The sequence below is a fragment of the Pedobacter sp. genome (assembly GCF_037719805.1).
Classification (GTDB): Bacteria; Bacteroidota; Bacteroidia; order Sphingobacteriales; family Sphingobacteriaceae; genus Pedobacter.
The window spans coordinates 899,883-925,520 of sequence record NZ_JBBJLZ010000002.1 but is presented as its reverse complement, the minus strand read 5'-3'; the positions used below and the strand labels follow the sequence as shown (position 1 = coordinate 925,520).

Sequence of the window (25,638 nt, the reverse complement as noted above, 5' to 3'; positions counted from 1 at the left end):
CCTGATCTATTTCACCCTATTGAATAAGAATAGGTCCTTAAACACCCACTTACCCTCCTGAAGGTTACCTCTGGCAATAACAAATTGATTGGCGCCGCGTTTTTCGTATAATATTCGGAGATCTTCACCTTCTTTCTGAAATACTGCGCGGTCTTTTGCGGATTCTACAAAAGCGTAACGGTCCTGCTTGTCTTTATCTTCTGAACCAATCAATCCAGGTTGGAAATGTTTTACCAGGGAAACGAAGCCCTTGTCTTGTTGTTCGTAGGCCAGCATTTCATAAAGGGCAGCTTTACCGTCCTTCATAAAGCGCATAAAACCTAAAATATTGTCTCCTACCGGAGCAAGCCAAACCCCGTCTATGGTCTGGCCTTCTGCTGTCTTAGCTTGCCAGTGACCTTCAATGAAACTGACATCAGCCACTGAACCGACTTTTCCGGCTGTTTGCGCATTTGAATTTAACGCAAGGCAAATCATTAACAGGGGTGTTAGGTATAAGGAATGCTTCATAACAGTGGATTAATTTGGTTGATCTTAAAGATACAAAAAGCCTGGGATGAAGCATTCATAAAGCTAATTTTATTGAGAATTATGTGTGTGTATAGCTATGTTAGGATTTGCATTTGTCCGAGGTTTCCAGGGCCTTGCTAGGGCGTTGCTAGGGGGTTGCTAGGGCCTTGCTAGGGCTAACGGCCCTAGATACGCTTTAGCAATACTTTGGAAAGGGCTTCGTAGAGCTCCACTTGTCTCAGACAGATATAGGGTTCGTTATTAAGAAATGCTTAAATTAGGGATGGGACTCGTCAGGACAGTGCATGACGGCTTTATGGAAATTATTATGGATACTAGTGAAGTTATAAGTTACTTTATTCTAAATACTAACCAATTATGAACCAGCACTCTAACAGGCTCGTGACCTTACTGAGCTTACTTTTCTTGTTCAATTTTTCAGGTAACGCGATGGCACAAAAGCTTTCTCTATACGATTTAAAGGTCGAGCATCTGGTAAATCCACTTAATATTGATAATCCCCAACCGCGTTTTAGCTGGAAAATAAATTCTAGTGTAAAAAGTACGGTACAAACGAACTATGAAATCAGAGTAGGTAAGACTGCTGCAATCGGTAAGCCCTTTTGGGCCAGTAATAAGGCTGTTGACCAGTCTGTTTTAATTGCCTATTCAGGACCTAACCTCAGTTCAAAAACCCGTTACTTCTGGCAGGTACGGATAAAAGATAACCATGGAAATACTTCCCCGTGGTCGGCCATACAACACTTTCAAACCGGATTGAAAGCGGCAGACTGGACGGGTAAATGGATTACCGTGGAAGGAAAAGACAGTTCGAAGATCAGTCCATTGTTCAGAAAAGAGATATCTTTAACAAAGACTGTACGTTCTGCAATGGTCTATATGACTGCAAAAGGACTCTACGAAGCTCATATCAATGGAAAACGAGTGAGCGATTATTATTTTGCACCGGGTTGGACCAGTTATAGGAAGCATTTGCAGTATCAGGTTTATGATGTTACCAACTCCCTACAGAAAGGAGCAAATGCAATAGGGGTTACACTTGGAGATGGCTGGTATAAAGGTAGAATCGGTTTTGGTGGTCAGCATAATTTTTATGGAGACACCAGGGCATTACTATTCCAGCTGGAAGTTGAGTTTACCGACGGCACAAAAGAAACCATAAACAGCGATGAGAGCTGGAAGTCTAGCAACGGACCTATACTGGCCTCTGATGTGTATGATGGGGAAACCTATGATGCGAGGCGTGAAAAAGAAGGATGGATGGTAAGCGGATATTCCGAAGATGCTTCTTGGAAAGGAGTAAGGATCTTAGAAAAGGGCACCGAACAGTTGGTTGGTATGAGTGGACCACTTGTAAAAAAACACGAGACCTTTAAAGCGCTTAAGATCTTTAAGACGCCAAACGGCGAGACTGTTGTCGACTTCGGACAAAACATGGTGGGTTGGGTCATGTTGAAGGCAAAAGGCCCGGCGGGTACAAAGATCACTTTAAGTCACACAGAGGTTTTAGATAAAGCCGGTAACTTTTATACCGAGAACCTTCGTACAGCTAAGGCTCAGGATCACTATATACTTAAAGATGGGGCGGAGCAAGTGTTTGAACCACATTTTACCTTCCAGGGTTTTAGATATGTTAAGGTGGAAGGTTATCCCGGGGAATTGAAGCTCGATGATCTAACCGGAGTAGCGTTGTATTCTGATATGCACACAACTGGTAAATTCAGTACTTCAAATCCTTTGCTAAACCAATTGCAACACAACATCCAGTGGGGACAAAAAGGGAATTTCGTTGATGTGCCGACTGATTGCCCACAAAGAGATGAAAGACTTGGTTGGACTGGTGATGCTCAGGCATTCGCTGCTACAGCGGCCTATAATATGGATGTGTCAGGGTTTTTCACCAAATGGCTGAAAGACGTTAAGGCTGATCAAACACCCACGGGGGCTATTCCGCATGTGGTTCCAAATGTAATGGACGACGGTCAGAGTGGTGCTGCAGGTTGGGCCGACGTAGGTACAGTGATTCCATGGGACATGTACGTGTTATATGGGGATAAACGGATTTTGGAGGTGCAGTATGAAAGCATGCAGAAATGGGTTGGCTTCATTACTTCAAAAGCAAAAAACGATTTATGGAACACCGGATTCCATTTCGGAGACTGGTTGTTTTATCGTCCGAATGACGACAATGACGGCCGTGCCGCTGTGACCGATAAGTATATGATCGCTCAAACGTTCTATGCCCACTCCACTCAGTTATTGATCAATGCGGCTAATGTGTTAGGTAAGAAAGAAGACGTTGAAAAGTACAGCAATTTATTGCAAAATATTAAAGCAGCGTATGTTAAGGAATACATGACCCCTAGTGGCAAACTGGTATCCAACACACAAACCGCTTATGTTCTCGCACTGCAATTTGACATGCTTCCAGAGAATTTGAGAGCTCAGGCTTCGGATCGCCTTGTTGCCAACATAAGAGATTACGGCAACCACCTGACAACCGGTTTCCTTGGAACACCTTATCTGTGTCATGTACTCAGCAGATTTGGACATGAAAACGTTGCTTATGATCTGCTCATGCAAGAAAGTTATCCTTCATGGTTGTATCCGGTAAAAATGGGAGCGACCACAATTTGGGAGAGATGGGACGGGATTAAGCCTGATGGAAGTTTTCAAACGCCAGATATGAACTCATTCAACCATTATGCGTATGGCGCCATTGGGGACTGGATGTAAAAAAATGTAGCGGGGATAAATGCTGTTGCAACTGCCCCGGGCTATAAAGAAATCCTGATCAAGCCCATCCCGGGAGGAAAGCTGACCAGTGCCTCTGCTGAACTGGATACTTCATACGGCATTGTTAAGTCGGCATGGACGCTTGCTGATGGTCTCTTTAAATTAGATGTTAGCATTCCTGCAAATGCAAAAGCAACAGTTGTGCTTCCAGTTAGTGGCAAAAAGGAACAAATCGGCTCTGGGAAATATCACTATGAATATAAGTACTAAATGTCTTAACATTGTATAACAACGAAATACACAAAATGAAACCTACTTTACGGAGAACCTTCCATGCTTCACTGCTATTCGTGTGCATTGCGTTGTCGACGCAGGCATACGGGAGGGCGCAAACAGAACCGATTGACTTGCAAACCGAACACCTTGTTGCTCCTTTGGGAATAGATGTTCCTAGTCCACGTTTATCATGGATGATGAAAGACCTGCGTCAGGGTGCAAAGCAGTTGGCTTATCGCGTTTATGTGGGAAAGGATTCTGCGGAGGTCGTGAAGAAAAAAGGCCTCACCTGGGATACAGGTAAACTGCTGTCCTCCATTAGCCTGGTTGTTTATAAAGGGAAAGCATTGGAACCGTACACAAAGTATTATTGGTTGGTAGAAATTTGGGGCAAAGATGGGTTAGCGAGCTCCACCACTGCGTTGACCAATTTTGAAACTGGGTTAATGTCGATGACGAACTGGAAGGGTTCATGGATTTCAGACAACAATGGAGTGGAGGTTAAGCCTGCTCCTTACTTTAGAACGGTTTTTTCTGCAGAAAAGAGAATTAAAACAGCGAGGGCTTACATTGCTTGTGGCGGCTTATATGAACTGTATTTAAACGGCAGGAAAGTTGGAAATCACAGGATGGATCCGATGTATACCCGTTTCGACAGGCGTACGCTTTACGTTGCCTATGATGTAACTGCTCAACTGCAGAACGGAAAAAATGCCGTAGGCGTTTTGTTGGGAAATGGCTGGTACAATCACCAATCTACGGCGGTATGGGACTTTCATAAAGCACCCTGGAGGAACCGGCCAACGTTTTGTCTGGATCTAAGGATTACTTATACAGATGGTACGGTGGAAACAGTGACTTCGGGGAGAGAATGGAAAACAGCTTTAAGTCCTGTTACCTTCAACAGCATCTATACTGCCGAGCATTATGATGCGAGACAGGAACAACTGGGATGGAATGTTGTCAATTTTGATGATTCGAAATGGGGCAACTGCACTTTCAGAAGTGCGCCTTCAGATAACATCGTTTCACAGTCTTTGCATCCGATAAGAAACGTAGAGAAGATCCCCGCGAAATCCTTGAGTAAAGTAAATGATACGACCTACATATTTGACCTTGGAAGAAACATCTCCGGAGTTAGTCAGATTAGTCTGAATGGAGAGTCAGGAACAGTTGTGAAACTGAAACACACGGAGCGATTGTCAGCAAATGGCAGAGCAGATATGTCTAATATTGACCAGCACTATCGTCCGACGGATAATACAGACCCTTTTCAGGTAGATATTTTGACTTTAAACGGGAGGGGAGAAGAAAACTTTACTCCGCATTTCAACTATAAAGGCTTCCAGTATGTGGAGGTTACGAGTAGTAAACCGATTACATTGACTAAAGGAAGTTTGGTTGGATATTTTATGCACAGCGATGTTCCTCCGATTGGGGAGATCAAATCCTCCAATCCAACGTTGGATAAAATCTGGTTTGCGACTAACAATTCCTACTTGTCTAACTTTTTTGGTTATCCAACAGATTGTCCGCAGCGGGAGAAAAACGGATGGACTGGTGACGCACACATTGCGGTGGAAACAGGTCTGATGAACTTTGATGGCATTACGATCTATGAGAAATGGCTGGCCGATCACCGTGATGAGCAACAACCGAATGGGGTTTTGCCTTCTATAATTCCGACAGATGGTTGGGGATATGAGTGGGGCAATGGCCCGGATTGGACCAGTACTATTGCGATCATTCCATGGAATGTGTATTTATACTATGGTGATGATAGAATTCTTCGGTCCAACTATGACAACATTAAAAGATATGTTGACCATATCGGGGATATCAGTCCGTCGGGCTTAACCACCTGGGGCCTGGGAGATTGGGTGCCGGTAAGCACTAAACCGCCTGTAGAATTCACTTCATCTGTATTCTATTATGTCGATGCTGTGATTCTTTCAAAGACCGCTAAACTATTGAATAAGACCGATGACTATACTAAATATGCGGCGTTAGCGCTCAAAATAAAAAATGCATTTAATACCAAATATCTGAATACTACAACTGGAATGTATGGTACGGGTTTACAAGCTGAATTTGCTATGCCTTTGTATGCGGAGATGGTTCCGGACAATCTGAAGGCCAAAGTGGCTGCAAACCTTGCGAAGAAGGTTGGCGAAAGCAATAATCATCCTGATGCAGGAATCCTGGGTGCAAAAGCGTTATTACATGCTTTAAGTGAGAATGGTTATTCTGATCTTGCCTATAAAGTGGCTTCACAAGAAACCTATCCTTCCTGGGGTTGGTGGATTGTAAACGGTGCGACAACACTTTACGAAAACTGGAGAATTGATGCGAAAAGTGACATTTCGCTCAATCATATTATGTTTGGTGATATTGGTGCCTGGATTTACAAAGGAATCGGCGGTATTAAAACCGATGAACAAGGTGCAGGATTTAAAAACGTCATATTGAAACCTAATTTTGTGGTCGGACTAGACCAGTTTGAGGCGAAGCATAAAGGACCATACGGAGAGATTATTTCTTCCTGGAAACGCAATGGCGATGCGGTTACCTACAAAGTGACTATACCTGCAAACTCCACTGCCACCGTCTATTTGCCGGTAGCTGCTGGCAAACAAGCCTACAGTGGGGGTAAAATTGTGGCCAATAAGCTTAGTATTCCGTCTGGACAGTATTTGTACGAAATCAGATAAGATGAAACCCGTTCCTTTCTTTGAATTCATTAGTATTGACGAATACTCAGCAACCCCAAAATACTTACAGTTGGGAAGCGCGATCATCAATGCTGTCGAAGAGGGGAAGCTGGATAAGGCGCACCTGTTGCCATCGATCAACGAATTAAGTATACGGCTCGAGATTTCAAGAGATACAGCCGAGAAGGGTTACAAGTACCTGAAGAATCTTGGCGTGATTAATTCTGTTCCCGGTAAGGGCTACTACATCTCTAATTTAGAGTTTAAGCAAAAACTCAAGATCTTTCTGCTTTTTAACAAGTTAAGTGCGCATAAGAAAATAGTTTACGATGCCTTTATTGCCGCTTTGGGCGATGAGGTGTCTGTAGATTTTTACGTTTATAATAACGATTTTAGGTTGTTTAAGCGGTTCTTGAACAATAAAAAGGAAAATTATTCTCATTACGTAATCATTCCCCACTTTATTGAAGGAGAGGAATATGCCCGTGATATTATCAATCAGATCCCTAAAGAGAAGCTAATCCTTCTGGATAAAAAGATTGCTGGCGTTGATGGGGAGTATGGTGCTGCTTACGAAAACTTTGAGAAAAACATTTATGATGCCCTGGAGGAGGCGAGGGAAGAGTTAAGCAAATACCATACGCTTAAGATCATTTTCCCTAAGAAGAGCTATTTTCCCAAAGAGATTCTTGATGGATTTCACAGGTTTTGTCAGCAATACGCCTTTTCGCATCATGTGGTCAGCAACATCATTACCGAGCCGATCAATGAGGGGGAAGTCTTTATCAACCTGATGGAGGCAGATCTGGTCACTTTGCTGGAGCGATTGATCAGCTTGAACTTTCAGATTGGGAAAGACATTGGGGTGATCTCTTATAATGAGACCCCGCTGAAGAAGATCTTGCTGAATGGAATCACTACGATCTCCACTGATTTCAAGTTTATGGGCACCGTAGCAGCAGATCTGATCCTTGACAACTCTAAGAGACATGTAGAAGTACCTTTTTATTATACCAAGCGCGCTTCATTATAACAAAAAAGGCACGAATGGCCTGCTTTCATGATAGTACAGGACGGTTTAGCAGAACCGTTCGTTTAAATTAGTAACTAATATCTAACCAAATTATAAAAACGGTATGCCAGTAATCTTCGGAGTAATATTTCATTTTATAGGAGGCTTTGCTTCCGGTAGTTTCTACATTCCTTTTAAAAAGGTAAAGGGCTGGGCTTGGGAAAGCTACTGGATAGTAGGTGGATTGGCCTCGTGGCTTATTGTGCCGCCGATTGCGGCCTATCTGACCATTCCAGGATATATGGACATTATCAAAGCAACTGATGGACAGGTACTTATTCTGACCTACTTCTTTGGCTTGCTTTGGGGAATTGGCGGACTGACCTACGGATTGGGCGTCCGTTACCTTGGTGTTTCGCTTGGAAGTTCGATTATTTTAGGGCTATGTTCTGTATTTGGCGCGATCATCCCATCTATCTATTATAATTTTAATCCGAAAGCTGGAAAAGACAGTTTCAATGATATGATCGGAAATCCCTGGGGCCAATGGGTCTTAGCGGGTCTGGTTGTTTGCGTGATCGGGATCATCATTTGCGGTAAAGCAGGAGGAATGAAAGAGAAAGATCTTATTGCATCCGGCAAGGCTGATCCATCAAACAAGGAGTACAAATTGGGAATCGGACTGATCGTTTCCATCGTGTCAGGGGTTCTAAGTGCTTGTTTCGCCTTTGGTATTGATGCGGGAAAAGTGATGGCAGATACGGCCAATGAATCCTGGAAAGCGCTTCATCCGGGACAAGGAGCGTTCCTCTTCCAAAACAATGTGACTTACATCGTCATCTTATGGGGCGGATTGACGACTAACCTCTTCTGGTGCATGCTGTTGAATTTCCGCAATAAAACGTTTGGAGATTACACTAATAACCAAACACCACTTTTAAAGAACTACATTTTTTCTGCTTTGGCGGGCACCACCTGGTTTTTGCAGTTCTTCTTTTACGGGATGGGCGAAAGTAAATTAGGTAATGGCGCTAGTTCCTGGATCCTTCACATGGCATTTATCATACTCGTTGCAAATGCCTGGGGTTTGGTTTTGAAAGAGTGGAGCGGAGTACAACGAAAAACATTTATTACCGTTATAGCTGGCATCGGGATCATTATCCTATCAGTGCTGATTGTGGGCTATGGTAATTCTCTAAAAATATAATATAGACAAATTATGACTGTTAGAACGACTGACTTCAAACATGTGAGTTATTTATGGAACGATGCAAAGGCTGCTGAACTAGCAGGAGATGAAGTTGCATTGTTGATCTACCGTTCCAATTTATTGGGAGCGGACTTGCGTCTGACTAACTACGGAGGGGGGAATACCTCTTGCAAGGCGATGACCAAACACCCCTTAACGGGTGAGCAAACTCGTGTTATGTGGGTAAAAGGATCTGGTGGAGACATAGGTACGTTGAAGAAAAGTGGATTAGCAGCCTTGTACGTGGATCGGTTGGAAAGCCTGAAGAATATCTACCGTGGATTGGAGCATGAAGATGAAATGGTAGAGCTCTTTAACCACTGCATTTATGATCTAAGCTCCAAAGCGCCTTCTATCGATACCGCCTTACATGGTTTCCTGCCTTTCAATCATATTGATCACTTGCACCCGGATGCAGCCATAGCGATCGCTGCTGCTAAAGATGGTAAGGCAATTACAGCCGAATTGTTTAATGGAGAGATCGGTTGGGTGGAATGGCAGAAGCCAGGTTTTGATCTCGGTTTGCAATTGAGACAGTGCCTGGACGAGAATCCAGGGATCAAGGGCATTATGCTTGGATCTCATGGGTTGTTTACCTGGGGCAATACAGCCTATGAAAGCTATATCAATACACTTGAAGTGGTTGAGAAATGCGCAGAATACCTTGCCGGTAGTTATGGTAAAAAAGGACCTGTATTTGGCGGACAAAAGATTGAAAGCTTACAAGAGGCAGATAGAAAGAAGCAAGCGGCCGCTTTGGCGCCTGTTCTGCGAGGTTTATGCTCGAGCAAGAACCATATGATCGGTCATTTTACTGATGACACCCGCGTATTGGAATTTATTAATTCTAATGACCTGAGTACTTTGGCACCATTAGGTACCAGCTGTCCGGATCACTTTTTAAGGACGAAGATCAGTCCTTTAGTACTCAACCTGGATCCTTCGGAGGATCTAAGCGATGTCACAGCTTTGAAAGCCCGACTACTTCCTGAATTTGAGGGCTACAGAGAGATGTACACCTCATATTACGAGACTTGTAAGCATGAAAATAGTCCTGCTATAAGAGACACTAATCCCGTAATTATTCTTTATCCTGGAGTTGGAATGTTTTCTTTCTCCAAGGATAAGCAAACGGCCAGAGTTGCAGCAGAGTTTTATATCAACTCAATAAACGTGATGAAGGGGGCAGAAGCGATTTCAACTTACACTTCATTACCTCGTCAGGAGGCTTTCAACATCGAATATTGGTTGTTAGAAGAGGCTAAATTACAGCGTATGCCTAAGCCAAAGGCATTGTCTGGAAAGATTGCTTTAGTAACCGGTAGCGCCGGTGGGATTGGAAAAGCGATTGCGAAGAAGTTCATCGACGAAGGTGCGGTAGTGGTGGTCAATGACAATGACGCCGGTCGACTTTCGGAGGCCGAGTCATGGTTTGCCGCAACTTACCCGAAAGATAGTTTCAGCACTGCTTTGCTGGATGTAACGCATGGAGAACAGATTCGTGAGGCTTTTGATAGTGCTGCTCTTGCTTTTGGAGGAGTAGATATTGTGGTAAATTGTGCTGGTTTGTCTATCTCTAAGCCTATTGAAGAGCATACAGAGAAAGATTGGGACCTCCTTTATGACGTTTTAGTGAAAGGACAGTTTTTTATCACTCAAGCAGGTGTTAATGTAATGAGGAAGCAAGATATTGGTGGCGACGTCATTAACATTGTCAGCAAAAATGCTTTGGTATCCGGGCCGAATAACGCCGGTTACGGATCAGCTAAGGCGGCGCAGTTGCATTTAAGCAGATTGAATGCCGCTGAATTAGGTGTGGACCGGATCAGGGTAAACGTCGTAAACCCGGACGCTGTTATTTCAGACAGTAAAATCTGGGCTGGGGCATGGGCAGAAGGAAGAGCTAAAGCCTACGGAATTACTGTGGCCGAGCTCCCTGCGTTCTATGCAAAGCGTACGTTATTAAATGAAGTGATCTTGCCTGAAGATATCGCTAACGCTTGTTTTGCGGTAACTGGAGGTCTATTAAATAAGTCAACAGGAAATGTTTTGAATGTAGACGGCGGCGTCGCTACTGCATTTGTTCGCTAAAATTAGGGTTATGAAACTAGAAAATTATCAGATTGCATCACACAATACGGACCTTGTTGCAGCTCATCAGCGCAAGCTGGATTTTATCAGCGCTGAGATCCCTGGATCTTCTGCAATTGTAGACAAATTAGTCGATTTTCAAATCGCTATCCCCAGCTGGGCTTTAGGCACAGGGGGCACCCGATTTGGTCGTTTTTCGTCGGGTGGAGAGCCACGGAACATAGAAGAAAAGATTGAAGATATCGGTTTGTTGCATAAGTTAAACGGGTCGAGCGGTGCGATTTCACTGCACATACCATGGGATACGGCTGATAATCCGACGGCAATCAAAGCATTGGCAGCACAGCATGGTCTACGTTTTGATGCCATGAATTCCAACACTTTTCAGGATCAGCCGGATCAGGAGCTCAGCTATAAATTTGGCTCATTACAACACGTTGATAAAGCCGTTAGGCAACAGGCGATTGATCATAATATTGAGGTCATTAGGCAAGGTGTTGAACTCGGTTCTAAAGCTTTGACCATTTGGCTGTCGGATGGATCCTGTTTCCCTGGCCAGTTGAACTTTAGAAAAGCGTTTCAGAATACACTGGAAAGCTTAAAAGAGATTTACGCTGCTTTGCCGTCAGATTGGAAGGTTTTTGTGGAGTATAAGGCATTCGAGCCTAACTTTTACTCTACAACGGTAGGGGACTGGGGACAATCGTTGCTATTTACCAGCAAACTCGGTCCGCAGGCCTACACTTTGGTCGACCTTGGTCACCATTTACCTAACGCAAACATTGAGCAGATCGTTTCTTTATTGCTAATGGAAGAAAAGTTGGGTGGGTTTCACTTCAACGATTCTAAATATGGTGATGACGACTTGACTGCTGGCAGCATAAAACCATATCAGCTATTCTTAATTTTTAATGAATTAGTTGAGGGAATGGACGCTCGTGGCATGAACCATGCAGCCGATTTAGGTTGGATGATCGATGCTTCGCACAATGTTAAAGATCCGTTGGAAGATCTTTTGCAGTCGGTCGAGGCGATAATGATTGCCTACGCCCAGGCGTTGTCCGTAGATCGCGACGCCCTGGTGTCAGCACAAGCGATCAGTGATGTGGCGCGTTGTCAGGAGATCTTACAAGAGGCCTTTAGAACAGATGTGCGTCCGCTGGTAGCTGAGGCTCGATTACGCAGTGGTGCAGCCCTCAATCCTTTGAGTGTATACAGACAATATAAGGTTAGGGAACAGTTGATTGAGAACCGTGGTAGCAAAACCGTTGCAACAGGATTATAGGAATGACGTTAAACCTTGATGCGATACCTGTCATTGCTGTTTTCGACGTAGGTAAAACTAATAAGAAACTGTTTTTATTTGACGAGAATTACAAGATCGTATTTGAACGAACGGCACGCTTTATTGAAACGGTGGATGAAGATGGAGAGCCCTGTGAAAATCTGGAGAGCTTAAGATTATCCATTTTTGACTCTTTGCGTGAAGTGTTTAAAAACCCTGCTTATGCCGTTAAGTCGATTAATTTTGCGACTTATGGCGCAAGTTTCGTATATATTGATGAAGACGGTAAACCATTGGCCCCTTTGTACAATTACCTTAAGGCATATCCTGAGTCGCTGAAGGCAAAGTTTTATGCCGACTATGGCGGGGAAGAAGCCTTTAGTAATCGCACGGCCTCACCTGTGTTGGGAAGTTTAAATTCAGGGATGCAGTTATACCGCTTTAAAAAAGAGCAGCCAGAGCTGTTTAAAAAGACAAAGTACGCATTACATTTACCACAATATCTAAGCTATCTCATCTCTGGAGAAGCCTATTCTGACATCACCAGTATTGGCTGCCATACCAACCTTTGGGATTTCCAGAAACATGACTATCATGAATGGGTTTATACAGAAGGGATAGCTGAAAAGTTAGCGCCTATTGTGCGCGCCGATCAAGTGATGCCGGCCGCTTTTCCAGGTAATAACTATGCGGTTGGTGCGGGGTTTCACGACAGCTCTGCGGCACTTATTCCTTATCTCGTTAGTTTCGCCGAGCCTTTTATTTTACTATCTACAGGTACCTGGTGTATAAGTTTGAATCCGTTTAATGCATCGCCATTAACCGCTGAGGAATTAAAAAACGACTGCCTTTGCTACTTGCAGTATGAAGGGAAACCTGTGAAAGCTTCCCGTCTTTTCGCCGGATACGAACATGAGCAGCAAGTAAAACGGATTGCCACACACTATGGAACGGACATCATTAGCTATCGTGCGGTTCCTTTTGACGCTAAAATCATTGAAACTTTAGCAGGTGTTAATGGCGCTACTCAAATATCTGAAACTGGAAAAACGCTGAAGGAGTCTGCTTTTGGAGACCGAGACCTTTCAGAGATTGAATCAGATGTTGTTGCTTATCACCAGCTTATTTTAGATTTAGTGAATGCACAATATATCTCAACACAAATGGTGTTATCAAGTACCAACGTTAAAAGAATATTTGTGGACGGTGGCTTTAGCAAAAATGTGATCTTTATGAACCTGTTAGCCAGAGCCTTTCCTAAAGTTGAGGTTTTTGCGGCTCATATGGCACAGGCAACAGCAGTTGGAGCTGCCATTGCCATCCATAAATCCTGGAACACCAAGCCGATGCCTAACGACATTATTGGCTTAAAATATTATTCCGTATTGCAATCTTAATAAGTTAGTTGTACACGACTTTTGAATAGCCCCTTTTTCCGTCAATCGAAAGTTGTGGCAAGCCATCACTTGATACAGCAACATAGGTTAGTGTAAAATCGGCTTTACTTCCCAAACCTGCTGCTCCTGACATACTGTTGAAATTTCCGGTAATGTGGATTTTCGGGGTTGAAGAACCGGCATCTTCGACCGTGTATTTAAGCTTCGCTTTACCGGCTGCGGTCATGAGTTTGCTTGCCGAGAATGTTGTATAGAAGCTTACTTCTGAGCTTGACGTAAATTCAAGCTTTTCAAATTTAATGACCGCGTCTTGTTGCGGAGTTAAAGAGGTTTCCCAGCTGGTGCCATTGAGTGTCATTGCAGTGGCCACTTCTTCTTTTTTGCAGCCTAAGGCCACAATGCACAATACTAAAATAGTAATGATTCTTTTCATAATAATAGGGTTTAATAGTTAAATAGCAAACTTAAATGATTACTGTAAAGGTACATAATCAATTTGAAACTAGTATTAACGCCCTGTTAAATGAATAATGAAATAAACGTATATGGAATATTCTTAAATTTTTATAAATCCCGCAAGATCAGTCTTTATTCAAGTAGTTACTTATGACGGGAACCAGTTTATGCTGTAGTTCCTTGTGAACTGCTTCTTCGTTGATTTTGCCTCCTAATGCGTAGTATCTTATTTTTCCGGTTTTGTCAATAACGAGGGTTGTCGGATAACCGAATAGGTGAAAAGTTTTATTTCCAATTGCAGAATTAGGGTCTGCAATCGTCTGGAACAGAAAAGAGGTAGACTCCAGATGTTTTTTAAGATCGCTTTCTTTTTCTCTTGCGATAGACAAGAAAACTACATCTTTCCCTTTGAATTGTTGAACGACTGTATTCAGAGGTGTAATTTCTAACCTACATGGGACACAAGCAATAAACCAAAAATTCAGGACTACAACCTTCCCTTTTAGTTTCGAAAGCCGAATAGGCTTTCCGCCAAGGGTAGTGCCTTCAAATTCGGGGGCAAGCACACCATCCATTGAACCTGGAAGCTCTATATCATATTTTCTATCTCCTGTAAATTTTGATATCGCCTTATCATACTCGTTATTCTGGGCATATGCAGAATTCAGTACTATAAAGCCAAAAATGGAAAGCCTAAAGACGCTTCTAATCAAAGAAGTGCCGATCCCCTTAGCCCTCCTGCCGTTTATACTGATGGAGGTATTTTTTATCTCTTTAAGCATTGCTTTAAGTTATGGTTTGAATTTCATTGATCATTCTGTTGATTTCATCTGCAGCTTTACATAAATATTAGATAGTAGCAGCTCCAGAGCGTAGCAAATATATATATTAATGCAATTAGCAAACTTAGCTTGCTAACCGCCTTATGTTTAAAGAATAAAATGCTAACAGCGACACAGGAACTCAAGCTCAGCGCCACGCCGGTATAGCTTAAAATATGCTCGAATGTGCCGGTGAACAACAACAACACAGTTATCCCGTATTGAATTATTACTGCATGCAAGGGCACCGGTTTCTTCTTTAGCCGAGGTAGCATAGCATCGATGACTCTCGGACCGGTCCATACCATTGCACTTATTGTTGAAACTAGTAATAAGCTAATAATTGCGGAAGCAATTTTACCTCCAATTGTCCCAAATATGGAAGAAGCGGCAAGCGCTCCAATTTCAATGACTCCAGTAGTGTTTGCTAGTGGGATAACTTTTAAAAAGATGACGTTTAAAAAAATATAAAGTACAGTAACGATCAGCGTTCCCCAAACTATTGATTTTTTGATGTTTTTAACAGGGCGATCAATCTCATTGAATATGTAAATGCTCGCATTCCAGCCGGAGTAAGCAAAAGAAACATATACAAGGGAGGAAAGAAAGCCCTTGCTTATTAACAGTTTTTGGTCTGTCTCTCTGAATGATAGGTCCAGATAATTAACTGAACTAAAGTAACCACATATAATGAAGATGACTATTAGCAAAAGCTTTAAAGTGGTACTCAGTAATTGGAAACCGCTAGCTATTTTAAGATTGAAACAATGAAACAGCGTGACAAAGCTGATAGCGCAAAAGGCGATCAATTTAACATTTATGTGGGGGTAGAGCTGGCCAACGTGTGCTCCGAGAGCTATTCCCGCTAAAGCGACCGGACCTGAAAACCCTGCGATAATTGAAACGAGGCCAACTATTTTTGCCGCATTGATAGAATATGTGTTACTAATGTAATGATATTCACCGCCGGAGCCGGGAAAAAGCCTTGCGAGTTCAACATAACTCAGTCCGCCGCAAATTGCAATTACCCCTCCACATAACCACAGCAGTAGTACTACAGTCACTGATGGAAGCAGAGCTGTTTGAAAACCTAAACTGGTAAACACTCCTGTTCCTATCATATTCGCAATTACCAATGCTGTTGCAGTATAAAAGCCGATCTTATTTTTTACCAGCATCATTTAATAGTGCTAACATTAAATCGTATGCTCTTAGCGTGCCGTCTTCCCGAAGGTATTTCTTCCGAAGGTTTTGATACTTCAGCAATGCATATTCAGCCCTCGCTTTGGTAAGTTCATCTACCTTTGTTGGCTTTTCTCCCTTAGACAACGCGTAGACGAAGTGCCCGGTTGTGCCACTAAAAACAGGGATTTGGTAGAAGTCTCGCTTTACAAATTCTCCTGTTTTGTCGTTACTTATTGATGCTGCCACGAAAAATTCGACTGCATGATCTGGATAGCCAAATAGATACCCATACGACCTGAATCGGTCATATTTGTGTTCATATTCCGTTGTGTTTATAACAAACTGACCGCTTGCTCCAGGCACGTACCCGAATTGTCCATAGAATGCGGCGTTGGCCGTCAATAAAGAATCCACCAGGCTTTGACGGTAAATATTGATCTGTAGGATACGCTCACCCTTGCTTTGCATTTTGAATGGGAGCATGATAAATTTAAGGTCACCAAATTGTAGTGCATTTATAACTTTCTGATACCTTTCCAGTTTTAGATAGTCTGGCGACTCAACGTCAGTAACTTTTGCAACACCAGCGACTGCAGTGTCTGGCTGAGCAATTTTTAGGACAAGATCTGATGCACTGCTCATTGGTTTCAAACTACTGATCACCGTATATAAACCTTCATTGTCTAATACCCTTTTGATAAGAGTATCGGCTAGTTGTTTGTCAGGGACAGAAAGTGACTGATATTCTGAACTTACATGCCGGTTCAATGAATAGTGTTGTTTGCTGCATCCGGCTATAAGGATAGACAGCGTAAAGATAATTATAGTGTATTTTTTCATCTTAAAAAATAATTGATAGTGATGTTTGAAACAGGGTTCTTCTGTTGTTGCCGCTCATTTGCTGCGGTGTAGAGACCTTGTTTCCATAACTTAAAGACCAGCGGTAGTTGCTTTGTTTAAAGTTTAAGTCAGCTAATATCGCGGCCTCCGCTACGAAGAAGTCGGCGGTACTAAATATGAAGTCGGGTTCTGTGATCAGTCCCGAAATGATGGAAGCGTTGCCGACAAAAATCTCTTTCTGCAAATTTTTATAGTAGCCTATTAAAGGCGTTCCCGTCAAGGCCAGTTTGCTGGAGACCTTGTACCTTAATGCCATGCTAATTTTGGTATAAGCCATTAAAGTTGTCCAATCCGTTTGCGCTACGCTTTCTGCATAGTTGGCATAGCTCAAGCCTGGATATAGATTAAGCGCCAAATTACTTTTTCCTGAGGATAAGGAGTACCAGCTGAACCGGCTGTCCAGACCTGATAGGTAGTAAGTTGGATTGACGGCGTTGAAATATCCATCATATCCAAGCCCGTCCCTGAACCAGGCAGTGGCTGAGGCAGACATTCCCGATTTACTTTCATTTTGGTAGCTCAGATATACGCTTCCCTTAGTTTCATCAAGGGAGCCAACTAAAAGGGATAAAGAGGGATCATTTTTTTGCACTCCTTCATTCACGTTTTCGGTACGCTTTGCATATCTGGCACCTATAAGAATAGACGTATTTCCTGATTTGTGTAAATAATCTCCGCCGGATTCCCATCCAGAGCTGTTAACAAACCGCTCTGCACTTACAATTGTCGTTGGCACCGCTGTGCCGTATCCCCTAAGGTCATATAGCATCGCGTTATCCCTTGAATACATTCCGGTTTCTATGACCTGGCGAGAGCCGGTGAATCCTCCTGTTATACTTACTGTGTTTTGTTTGTTGAAATTAAATCCGATAGCAGGCATGAGCCGGTAATCCATGAAGCGATACAGCGGCCTGGGGTGATTGTCTCGGGCGCTTTGCTCGGCCTCATATTCCAATGACAAGCCCAAAGTCAACTTTCCTATTGCCGGTGCGGTCATATTCAGACCTGCACGAATTTGATCACCTTTCCAGTTGCCGCCTTGAAGATCGGCCGTAATAAAGGGATTGCCGCTGAAAGGCCTTGCGACATTCGAATATTTAACGCTATCGTTGAATAGTTTTTGATATTGAAAGTCGCCAAGAAATTGCCAGTTCTTGTATTTTGTGATTCCGCTTGCTTTAATACCTCCACGTTGTCCCTTCAGGTAATCCTGGGGTCTTTTGAAGCGTCCGTTCTCAATACTGTAAAATATACCAGCCTCAGCAAATTGGGGCAAACTACCATAGGAAAGGAAAATTGGATTTTTACTTACTTGCCATGAATTCGCCCTCAGCTGATGCTGAAAGTAAAACAAACTATCTGCCTTTGACTGCGCAAATAACGCAGTCAAGGGAGCAAATAGCAAGATTGTAAATAACGAAATAAGGTTCGCTTTCTTGTTGATACGCTTCATTTCGGTTAAAAACCTTTTGGGGTGGGAATTGTCAGTTTCTCAAAGTCAGATCCACTGTTATTGGTGTCCTGTAGAATCTTGCGGCCGTTGATGGTTGTCGTCGATTTGCGCCTAAAACTTTCGCCTGTGTAGGTGGAAGTAGCAAATGCAAATCCTGCATCCAGGGCGACAGGAACACGTTTGTAGCTTCCGCTTCCAGCATCCTTTAATGCCTCAAAAGCATCAATTACCAATGCGTTTGGTATTTTTATGTATTCTGTTGTTCCACCTGTTACTGTAGCTTTTTCTAGTTTGGTAAATTCATCGGTACGGAAAATTACGATTCCAGGGCCGAATACAGTAATCAGCCAATCAAAACCTCCTGTGAAGTGTAATTTTTCAAGGTTTGGCACACTAGGAGCATCAGCGTCCCGGTTATCCGGACGTTCATTGTAGGTTTCCCAGTCTGCTTTTGAAAGATCTACTGGGCTCGCGGGATTTAAGGTAGCTTCTTTATGGTTTACCCCATCTTGAGCAACAACTATGCTGGCACCGGGATTTAATGGGTGCTGTTTTCCAGATCCTGGGATTTTCCAGACATTACTTGCAAACGAATTGTTTTGATCCGATCCGAAGGGTGTAGTAGGATTGTTCGGATTTATTAATCCGGAATTTCCAAAAATGTCTGCGATGCAAAGTTGGTCAAGGTAAATCACTTCTGTGGAGTTGTTATAGATTTCAATAAACTGATCTGAAAAGTAATTCCCACCGCTTGGGGTTTTAGACCCGGTGTAATAGATCTCCTTGATGACTAAGCTGCCCGCTGGCGAACCCGCAAGTTTTAAAACAAGTTGATTGCTTGTAGTAGAGGAGATGTCAACTTCTGTTTTCGAAGCATTAAGTGTGATCACCTGACTGATTCCGGTTAACTGGAAACTTTCTGTAGCTGTTAGTGTCCTGGTAACTGATACATCATACGCTCCTGGAATGATCTGGGTAAAAGTTGCAATTCCGGTGCTATTAGTTTTAACGGTGACCACCGATCCTGTGTTTTTACTGGTTAGCTTTACCTCTGAATCGGTCGCTGTTGCAATGCTGTAATTTTCGGGGTACTCAACCTTGACTGTTAATGTTGCCTGCTGGATTTGGGCACCTTCCCGCTTCTTGCAACCAAAGAATGCTGAGGTGAGCAAGAGTAATAGTACTGCTGTTTTTGTTGTTGTTTTCATGTTCTATTATAATTTGATAGTAAATTCTGCACTGAAAAATAAGTTCTGGTTACGTTGGATATAAGTTGCTCGGGAGGGGTCATAGTACCTGCCAAGTTCAGCTGGAACGTTATTGATCTTGAAAGAAAAGCTGCTGTTGTTTTTAAGCTCTTTTGTGACCTCAATGTTGAAAAGCCACAACGGCGGTTGTTTAACTATAAAGCGCAACGAAGAGTTCAATGGTCGCATGATATCTTGGTACTCAGGGCGCATTGATTCCTCCTGCGAAAGGAATACGGTGTTGCCCGTCTTATCCATATATCCGATTGCATAAGGGCTTAAGTCTATTCCCGAGCTTGTATTGAGCCAGATAGTCTGTGCCAGCCCGCTTAGAAGAAAATTTAACCCTGGTATACGAGTAACAAATCCAAGTGTCGTATTAAATCTTTGCCCTTTGTTCCCATAGCCGGAACTGAATATACCAATTCTGTTTGGGGCAACATTTGAGAAGACTGCTCGGGTAGCATCTGCCGCGTTACCTTCATCATAGGAGACCGTACTAATATAGGCGCCACTAAAGTCAAATGAGGTGTTGATCCAGCTGATAGGCTTCGTTCTAATCTGAAATTCTAAGCCGGTGTTTTCAATTCTGCGGTTATTTGCACTCACGTCCATCGCGGCATAGAATGGGTCAACACGGGATGGTGTAGGACTAAGCACCGGAGGTTTACCTGCTGGAAATTCGATTGCTTCGTATTTTTCCACATTTAACACCGTCACCGTACGATCGGTACCATAGGCACCGCGACTAATTTCATGGTATCCGGTAACATAACCATCAAGATATTCGTTCTCCAAATCAAGACCTACCTCAAACTTTTGAGCTTTATATGATCTGATATTTTCATTGATCGTGTCAAATACCCGTGTCGTCATCACTACAAGGCGTTCGTCAGGGTTCTCTGCATGATAGTTAAAATTGACAAGGTCAAAATATCTTTTTCCTGGATAGAGGTAAGAAAGAGTGGGGGATTTGGAGGTGATGCCATAACCACCTTTGATCTTTAAGGTGGGGATTGCTTCAATAGCAAAGTTTACTCTTGGTGCAAGTACGTTGCCGAATTTCCCTACAAATGGATTTTGAGGAGCAATATTATCATATCGCAAACCGGCGACCATTTGATAGCTGCGATTGAAGAGCTTTCCTTCAAGTCGCTTTTCTATGTAATAGGCGATCTGGTCGAGGGCCGGTATTTCATCATAGCTGCGCGGCCGGTCTCCTACACTGTAGTTTTGACGGGGCGGTCGTGTGGCATCAAACATCCTTCCTTCGCCTCTGTTTCCGTCATAGCGGTATTCAGCACCGACCATTATGGAATTTAAGATCATGCCCTCAAGTCGGCCGTATAGTGAAAGCGCTTTCCCCGAGACAGTAACTTTGCTTAAATACTCACTTTCACCATATCTGGCAGGACCGGTGTAATCTTCCTCGACGGCAGTAACCGGAAAAAGGTCTCTAACAGTAAGCTCCTGGACATAGCTCTTTTGATGGCTGTAACTGACACCGATGTCATAGTTCAAATACTTTAAAAAGTTCTCTGGGCTATTCAACTTGCCATTTGTGCTGAAGCGAAAACCATTGTCCCGGCTATACACTTTCCGCTGATAGGTAAGGTCATCGGGATCCTGTTTGTTATTGTCTAGTGTATTCAACAAGGCTAATTTGGTGGTGGTAAAGAAGTTTTTTTGCCAGGGCTTGGACCATGTGAGCTGAGAAGTCAGCCTGGTGTATTGCGATAAGGTATTTCTAGGATCTTCGACAGCATAAGTTAAATCGTTGTCTATGTTGATTATGCCGCCTTTGCCACCAAGCTTAGTACCAAAGCCTGCTGTTTGTTGGATTAAGGTAGGATTTACCCTGGTCGTAAACTGCGGACCAAACACTCCAGCACGGGTGTTGACCAGTACGACCCCAGTAGTCAGGTCGCCGTACCGAACCGATGGGATTCCCGTAATCACTTCTATGCTTTCTATTTGGTCGGCCGGGATCTGTCTTAGATCATTTCCGCGCCCTGCGACTGAAGAAAAGGGGGCAAGGCTTCCAGGGCTACTGTTCAGAATGTTTACGTTAGACTGCATATTGCCATTGTTGGAAAGTGGTATGCCGTCTAAAACGATAGCTGTACCAAGCGAATTGGCACGAGCAGCATCCTGGTTAGTTCCTGATGCGGAAGGTACCTGTCTTAATATGATTTGCTGTGCGCTGGAAAGATCTGGGTTTATTGCAAGCTGCCCGGGCACAAGTTGTAACGCATCTGATAAGCTGGTCGGCTGACGGTGTTTAATTGCCGATTTATCCAGTATAGACGAGGATCCAATTTTCCGTTGACGAGACAATACAGATATCTCTTTCAGTGCCAGCGAAAGTATTTCCATGGTGATATTAAGCGTCGTGTCTGCTTTGGGATTTATAACGATCTGAACCGGCTTTCTGCCGAGCAGAGAGACGTTGAGTATGGTTGGCCCGAAAGGTTGACCTTTAAGTGCAAAACTCCCATTGACTGAGGTTAAAGCATAATTGTTAGAGTTGGCCGATTGAATGAAGACGCCTTCCAGCGCTTCACCATCTTCAGCCTTTGATACTTTGCCGGTAATGGTGATTTTCCCTTGCTGAGCGTTAGCCGCAAGAAACCATCCGCTTAGCAGCAAGCCAAGTAAAAATTTATACATTGATGTAATGAAGTAATCAGGTAATAGCCGTAGCCATTAGAGAAATGAAGAATTAGAAAGAAGTTGCTAAACTTCTGGGGGTCCTTTGTTGGTAAAGTGTAGAACTTCTGTCTGGGGAATTAGGTAGATTGAGAGAAGACGAGGTTGTCTTAATATTTTAACGGGAGATGCGTATTCATAATCATTTGAACCGCTGAGAAATTTACTTTGACTATGAATCATGTAATCGCAAACGGCACAATTCTCTGTGCTACCACTTACGCTTGAATTTGTCTTAGCCTTCCGCGTTTGCCTATGATGGTGCAAGTTTTGAATGAAGTTCACTGACAAAAACAACAGGCATAGCAGGGCAGCAGAAACTTTTAGGATTCTGCATATAGGAGAGTAAGATGCCGTAGTTAAGTTGTTCAACGTGCAGCAAAGTTGCAACTATTAACTTCAAAATCAAAGTGGAATTTATTTAAATCGACTATAGGTGATTAATGGAAGTGAATATTATTGCTAATAAGAACAAAAATCATGGCTTATTAATCGCAACTTTGCTGCAGCTAAATAAGTCATGAATTAAAGTTCATGGCTAAAGGTTAAGATTAATGATTACCTGATATGAAGTATATTTTATTCGGCATAGTTATTACTATAACTGGCATAGTGCTATCTATAATTGAACACCATGAAGTTCCTGCCGAACTGAACCTGGATTCGCTGGAAAGACCAGGCATTAGTTATAAAAAGTTTCTTTTTCCGTACCTGATCCCAATTGGAATCTTTGTAGCTACGATAGGATTCGGAGAAATTCTTTCTAAAACCAAAAAGAAAAAAAGAAATTATTATACTATGAAAAGTGTATTATAACTGTTGTAAAAGAAATTATTAAGAAATTTTAACGTTGCTTTGCATCACCAATGAAGAAAAAGGCTGTTATAAAATATGTTGCTTACTTATTGCTCTTTGCAATACAGTTTGCTGCTGTGCCTTTTCATCAGGTATTTCACAAACATAAAGCCTCTACTTTTAACAAATCCGGTCTCACTAGTTTAAAGAACTTTGAGAAAGCATGTTGCAAACCTTTCGATGGTATCTTCGGAACTACGGAGCCTGCAGAGCTGGAATCTTCAAAACTTAGTTTTGTTCGGGTAATATATCTCGAACCTACAAGTCAGTTTACATTTTCCCGATTTGTTCAATCCGCTAATAAAGCCCCGCCTGTAGTAATAGCATAATCTTTTAGATCATCTATTAACTATTTACAGGAAAATGAAAAATTGCTTAAGGCTTCTTTTGCCTTTACTTATCTATATTATGCCGTATGCTGCAGTAGCCCAGAACTGCAATAGCATGGTCTTTGGCGCTATTCGCGACAGCCAAGATCGTTCTTTGCTGCCTGGGGCCGGAGTAGTACTTAAAGAAACCGGAGTAAGTTCGGTGACTGATACCGACGGTCATTACCACCTAAACAACCTTTGTCCCGGTAAGTATACCTTGGTTATATCTTACGTAGGGTATCAGACTAAAGAGGTAGCGATAACAATTAGCACGCAAAAAGAACTTAATATTTCGCTTATTAATGAGTCACAGGGCTTGAAGACCGTAAGCATTGAAGGGCAGAGGACAGAACTTAAACCCTTGCAGCTTAGCGCGAGGTTAGACGGAAAATCCCTGGAAATGACAAGAGGCGAGTCATTAGGGGAGTCTTTGAAAGTTATTCCAGGCGTCAACTCAATTCAGACAGGCCCTACGATTTCTAAACCCGTTATACAAGGGCTTTACGGTAACAGGGTATTAATTTATAATGCGGGCGTAAGGCAAGAGGGGCAGCAATGGGGCAGTGAACATGCACCGGAAGTAGATCCTTTTATTGCAAGTCAGATCACTGTTGTTAAAGGCGCAGCCAGTGTAATGTATGGTGCTGAAGCGATTGGTGGGGTTGTGCTGGTAGAACCAGCTCCCTTGGAATACACACCCGGTGTAACGGGGAAAGTAAACCTTGTAGGTATGACCAACAGCGGCCTTGGTGCTTTGTCTTCTATGTTAGAAGGCAGTCCGGATAAAAATCACCATTTCAGTTGGAGGATACAAGGAACTGGCCGGATTGCTGGAAATTCAAAGACGGCAGACTATTACCTTAAGAACACCGGACTTAGAGAATACAATGGCGCATTCTTATTAGGCTATCGAAACAAGGCGCTCACTGCCGATTTATATGCCAGCACTTTCAATACCAAACTGGCTATTTTTAGTGGCTCAAATGTAGGTAGTACGGAAGACAGAAACTCGGCAATTGGACGGGATGAGCCATTAGCAATTTATCAATCCGATCTCAATTATACGATTGAACGTCCGTATCAAGATGTAAATCATCATCTGGTAAAGCTTAGGGCAGGTTATAACCTTCCAAACACAGGAACCCTCAATCTACAATACAGCTACCAGCAGAACTACCGGAAGGAATATGATGTGGTTCGCGCCTCCAGCGAGGATAACTATCAATACCGATTTGATTTGAATACCCAGGTGTTGGATGCATCTTTTGATCATCAGCCGGTGCTAGGGTTTAGTGGTCGGGTGGGTGTAAATGCAATCTCCCAACACAACTATTATGACGGTGCTTATTTGATTCCTTTTTTCAAAAGCTATAGCGGTGCGGCTTACCTAATTGAACGCTGGAGCTGGCAGAAGCTTGAAATGGAAGCAGGTTTCAGATATGACAAGAAGTGGATGGAGGCGACAAAGCGAATTAGTCCTCGCGACAATAACAGTCCGATTGAAAAGCCTGAGTTTAACTTTAATCAACTATCAGCTACATTGGGTGCGGCTTACAATCTTCCAGGGGATTATCGTTTAACCGGAACCTTTTCTAAAGGCTGGAGACCGCCTTCTATTAACGAACTATTTATTGAAGGTGTACATCAAGGTAATGCTGCATTTGAGCGCGGTGACAGAAGTCTGCAAGAAGAAAAATCATTGAACCTCTCTGCGGGAATCAGCAAGCAAATTGGCCACTTAACAGGAAGTGTTGAAGTATATCGCAACCAAATTGATGGCTATATTTATCTTCAGCCGCAACTGGACGCATCTGGAGTACCAATATTTGAGATTACCCAACGCGGAGGGTTTTTAGCTTACCAATATGTGCAGATCAATTCCCGGTTTACAGGAATGGATGCTACAGTTAACTATGATTTGAACGATAGGTTTAGGTTGACAGGGAAGTTTGCTTCCGTAAGGGCATACAATACAGACAATGACGAACATCTTATTTACATTCCTGCAGATAAGTTTACTGGCGCCCTGCGGTATAGTTTACCCGATACGAAGAGATTTAAGACCACAACCATTGATTTTGAGGCCACACATGTTTCGCGTCAATCTAAAGTTAGGGACAATCAGGATTTTACACCAGCTCCTGACGCTTATACGCTTGTCGGTGCCTCCGTTGCTTCTTCCTTACCTGTTAAGGGCTATAATTGGAACTTATCGTTAAGTGTGAATAATTTATTCAATGCTAATTATCGCGATTACTTAAACAGGTTCAGGTACTATAGTGCCGACTTGGGTCGTAACATCATTCTTAGATTGCAAATACCTTTTGGAAATAAACAATAATAAAACAATTAA

The 25,638-nt window shown here is 42.8% G+C and carries 19 protein-coding genes; 11 read left to right on the top strand and 8 right to left on the bottom strand.

Going from position 1 to position 25,638, the window contains the following annotated elements:
* Positions 1 to 6: 6 nt before the first annotated feature.
* A complete protein-coding gene (locus WKF66_RS09045) occupies positions 7 to 510 on the bottom strand; it encodes a DUF6265 family protein (RefSeq protein ID WP_489674105.1) in 504 nt (167 codons plus the stop codon).
* Positions 511 to 888: 378 nt separating this feature from the next.
* On the opposite strand from WKF66_RS09045, the gene WKF66_RS09040 reads away from it, so the two are divergent.
* The 8 genes from WKF66_RS09040 to WKF66_RS09005 all read left to right on the top strand — a co-directional run bounded on the left by WKF66_RS09040 (position 889) and on the right by WKF66_RS09005 (position 13,288).
* The gene (locus tag WKF66_RS09040; RefSeq protein ID WP_489674104.1) at positions 889 to 3,267 is read left to right on the top strand and encodes a family 78 glycoside hydrolase catalytic domain; all 2,379 of its coding nucleotides are present in this window, start codon (positions 889 to 891) and stop codon (positions 3,265 to 3,267) included.
* 15 nt (positions 3,268 to 3,282) lie between these two features.
* The gene (locus tag WKF66_RS09035; protein ID WP_489674221.1) at positions 3,283 to 3,537 is read left to right on the top strand and encodes an alpha-L-rhamnosidase C-terminal domain-containing protein; all 255 of its coding nucleotides are present in this window, start codon (positions 3,283 to 3,285) and stop codon (positions 3,535 to 3,537) included.
* 35 nt (positions 3,538 to 3,572) lie between these two features.
* Complete coding sequence (locus tag WKF66_RS09030) at positions 3,573 to 6,254, top strand: glycoside hydrolase family 78 protein (RefSeq protein WP_489674103.1); 2,682 nt, start codon at positions 3,573 to 3,575, stop codon at positions 6,252 to 6,254.
* Position 6,255: 1 nt separating this feature from the next.
* On the top strand, positions 6,256 to 7,287 hold the full coding sequence (locus WKF66_RS09025) for a GntR family transcriptional regulator (protein WP_489674102.1): 1,032 nt from the start codon (positions 6,256 to 6,258) through the stop codon (positions 7,285 to 7,287).
* Positions 7,288 to 7,390: 103 nt separating this feature from the next.
* Positions 7,391 to 8,473, top strand: coding sequence for an L-rhamnose/proton symporter RhaT (gene rhaT, locus WKF66_RS09020; protein ID WP_489674101.1), 1,083 nt, complete (start codon positions 7,391 to 7,393; stop codon positions 8,471 to 8,473).
* 12 nt (positions 8,474 to 8,485) lie between these two features.
* A complete protein-coding gene (locus WKF66_RS09015) occupies positions 8,486 to 10,606 on the top strand; it encodes a bifunctional aldolase/short-chain dehydrogenase (protein ID WP_489674100.1) in 2,121 nt (706 codons plus the stop codon).
* 10 nt (positions 10,607 to 10,616) lie between these two features.
* Entirely contained in the window at positions 10,617 to 11,891 is a 1,275-nt protein-coding gene (locus tag WKF66_RS09010) for a sugar isomerase (protein WP_489674099.1), read from the top strand.
* Between the two features lie 2 nt (positions 11,892 to 11,893).
* Positions 11,894 to 13,288, top strand: a complete 1,395-nt coding sequence (locus tag WKF66_RS09005) for an FGGY-family carbohydrate kinase (protein ID WP_489674098.1) — start codon at positions 11,894 to 11,896, stop codon at positions 13,286 to 13,288.
* Positions 13,289 to 13,292: 4 nt separating this feature from the next.
* Here the strand turns inward: WKF66_RS09005 and WKF66_RS09000 are convergent, their stop codons facing one another.
* The 7 genes from WKF66_RS09000 to WKF66_RS08970 all read right to left on the bottom strand — a co-directional run bounded on the left by WKF66_RS09000 (position 13,293) and on the right by WKF66_RS08970 (position 22,020).
* A complete protein-coding gene (locus WKF66_RS09000) occupies positions 13,293 to 13,721 on the bottom strand; it encodes a hypothetical protein (protein ID WP_489674097.1) in 429 nt (142 codons plus the stop codon).
* 148 nt (positions 13,722 to 13,869) lie between these two features.
* Complete coding sequence (locus WKF66_RS08995) at positions 13,870 to 14,526, bottom strand: peroxiredoxin family protein (protein WP_489674096.1); 657 nt, start codon at positions 14,524 to 14,526, stop codon at positions 13,870 to 13,872.
* A gap of 56 nt (positions 14,527 to 14,582) precedes the next feature.
* Positions 14,583 to 15,746, bottom strand: coding sequence for an APC family permease (locus WKF66_RS08990; RefSeq protein ID WP_489674095.1), 1,164 nt, complete (start codon positions 15,744 to 15,746; stop codon positions 14,583 to 14,585).
* Positions 15,727 to 16,590 (bottom strand): hypothetical protein, encoded by an 864-nt coding sequence (locus WKF66_RS08985; RefSeq protein ID WP_489674094.1) that lies wholly within the window; start codon positions 16,588 to 16,590, stop codon positions 15,727 to 15,729. The genes WKF66_RS08990 and WKF66_RS08985 overlap by 20 nt, the downstream gene beginning before the upstream one ends.
* 1 nt (position 16,591) lies before the next feature.
* Positions 16,592 to 18,103 carry a DUF6850 family outer membrane beta-barrel protein gene (locus tag WKF66_RS08980; protein WP_489674093.1) on the bottom strand — a complete coding sequence of 504 codons (1,512 nt, stop codon included), beginning with the start codon at positions 18,101 to 18,103 and terminating at the stop codon, positions 16,592 to 16,594.
* Positions 18,104 to 18,108: 5 nt separating this feature from the next.
* Entirely contained in the window at positions 18,109 to 19,311 is a 1,203-nt protein-coding gene (locus WKF66_RS08975; protein WP_489674092.1) for a DUF4876 domain-containing protein, read from the bottom strand.
* A 6-nt stretch (positions 19,312 to 19,317) separates the two neighbouring features.
* On the bottom strand, positions 19,318 to 22,020 hold the full coding sequence (locus tag WKF66_RS08970) for a TonB-dependent receptor (RefSeq protein WP_489674091.1): 2,703 nt from the start codon (positions 22,018 to 22,020) through the stop codon (positions 19,318 to 19,320).
* 606 nt (positions 22,021 to 22,626) lie between these two features.
* Between WKF66_RS08970 and WKF66_RS08965 the strand changes: the two genes are divergently transcribed.
* The 3 genes from WKF66_RS08965 to WKF66_RS08955 are packed head-to-tail and all read left to right on the top strand — an operon-like array spanning position 22,627 to position 25,626.
* Positions 22,627 to 22,875 (top strand): hypothetical protein, encoded by a 249-nt coding sequence (locus WKF66_RS08965; RefSeq protein WP_489674090.1) that lies wholly within the window; start codon positions 22,627 to 22,629, stop codon positions 22,873 to 22,875.
* A gap of 50 nt (positions 22,876 to 22,925) precedes the next feature.
* Complete coding sequence (locus WKF66_RS08960; protein ID WP_489674089.1) at positions 22,926 to 23,243, top strand: hypothetical protein; 318 nt, start codon at positions 22,926 to 22,928, stop codon at positions 23,241 to 23,243.
* 34 nt (positions 23,244 to 23,277) lie between these two features.
* Entirely contained in the window at positions 23,278 to 25,626 is a 2,349-nt protein-coding gene (locus tag WKF66_RS08955) for a TonB-dependent receptor (RefSeq protein ID WP_489674088.1), read from the top strand.
* Positions 25,627 to 25,638: the final 12 nt, after the last annotated feature.

Coding starts and splice junctions, on each gene's coding strand:
- WKF66_RS09045 (WP_489674105.1), bottom strand. CDS start 510: ATGAAGCATTCCTTATACCTAACACCCCTGTTAATGATTTGCCTTGCG.
- WKF66_RS09040 (WP_489674104.1), top strand. CDS start 889: ATGAACCAGCACTCTAACAGGCTCGTGACCTTACTGAGCTTACTTTTC.
- WKF66_RS09030 (WP_489674103.1), top strand. CDS start 3,573: ATGAAACCTACTTTACGGAGAACCTTCCATGCTTCACTGCTATTCGTG.
- WKF66_RS09025 (WP_489674102.1), top strand. CDS start 6,256: ATGAAACCCGTTCCTTTCTTTGAATTCATTAGTATTGACGAATACTCA.
- rhaT (WP_489674101.1), top strand. CDS start 7,391: ATGCCAGTAATCTTCGGAGTAATATTTCATTTTATAGGAGGCTTTGCT.
- WKF66_RS09015 (WP_489674100.1), top strand. CDS start 8,486: ATGACTGTTAGAACGACTGACTTCAAACATGTGAGTTATTTATGGAAC.
- WKF66_RS09010 (WP_489674099.1), top strand. CDS start 10,617: ATGAAACTAGAAAATTATCAGATTGCATCACACAATACGGACCTTGTT.
- WKF66_RS09005 (WP_489674098.1), top strand. CDS start 11,894: ATGACGTTAAACCTTGATGCGATACCTGTCATTGCTGTTTTCGACGTA.
- WKF66_RS09000 (WP_489674097.1), bottom strand. CDS start 13,721: ATGAAAAGAATCATTACTATTTTAGTATTGTGCATTGTGGCCTTAGGC.
- WKF66_RS08995 (WP_489674096.1), bottom strand. CDS start 14,526: ATGCTTAAAGAGATAAAAAATACCTCCATCAGTATAAACGGCAGGAGG.
- WKF66_RS08990 (WP_489674095.1), bottom strand. CDS start 15,746: ATGATGCTGGTAAAAAATAAGATCGGCTTTTATACTGCAACAGCATTG.
- WKF66_RS08985 (WP_489674094.1), bottom strand. CDS start 16,590: ATGAAAAAATACACTATAATTATCTTTACGCTGTCTATCCTTATAGCC.
- WKF66_RS08980 (WP_489674093.1), bottom strand. CDS start 18,103: ATGAAGCGTATCAACAAGAAAGCGAACCTTATTTCGTTATTTACAATC.
- WKF66_RS08975 (WP_489674092.1), bottom strand. CDS start 19,311: ATGAAAACAACAACAAAAACAGCAGTACTATTACTCTTGCTCACCTCA.
- WKF66_RS08970 (WP_489674091.1), bottom strand. CDS start 22,020: ATGTATAAATTTTTACTTGGCTTGCTGCTAAGCGGATGGTTTCTTGCG.
- WKF66_RS08965 (WP_489674090.1), top strand. CDS start 22,627: ATGAAGTATATTTTATTCGGCATAGTTATTACTATAACTGGCATAGTG.
- WKF66_RS08960 (WP_489674089.1), top strand. CDS start 22,926: ATGAAGAAAAAGGCTGTTATAAAATATGTTGCTTACTTATTGCTCTTT.
- WKF66_RS08955 (WP_489674088.1), top strand. CDS start 23,278: ATGAAAAATTGCTTAAGGCTTCTTTTGCCTTTACTTATCTATATTATG.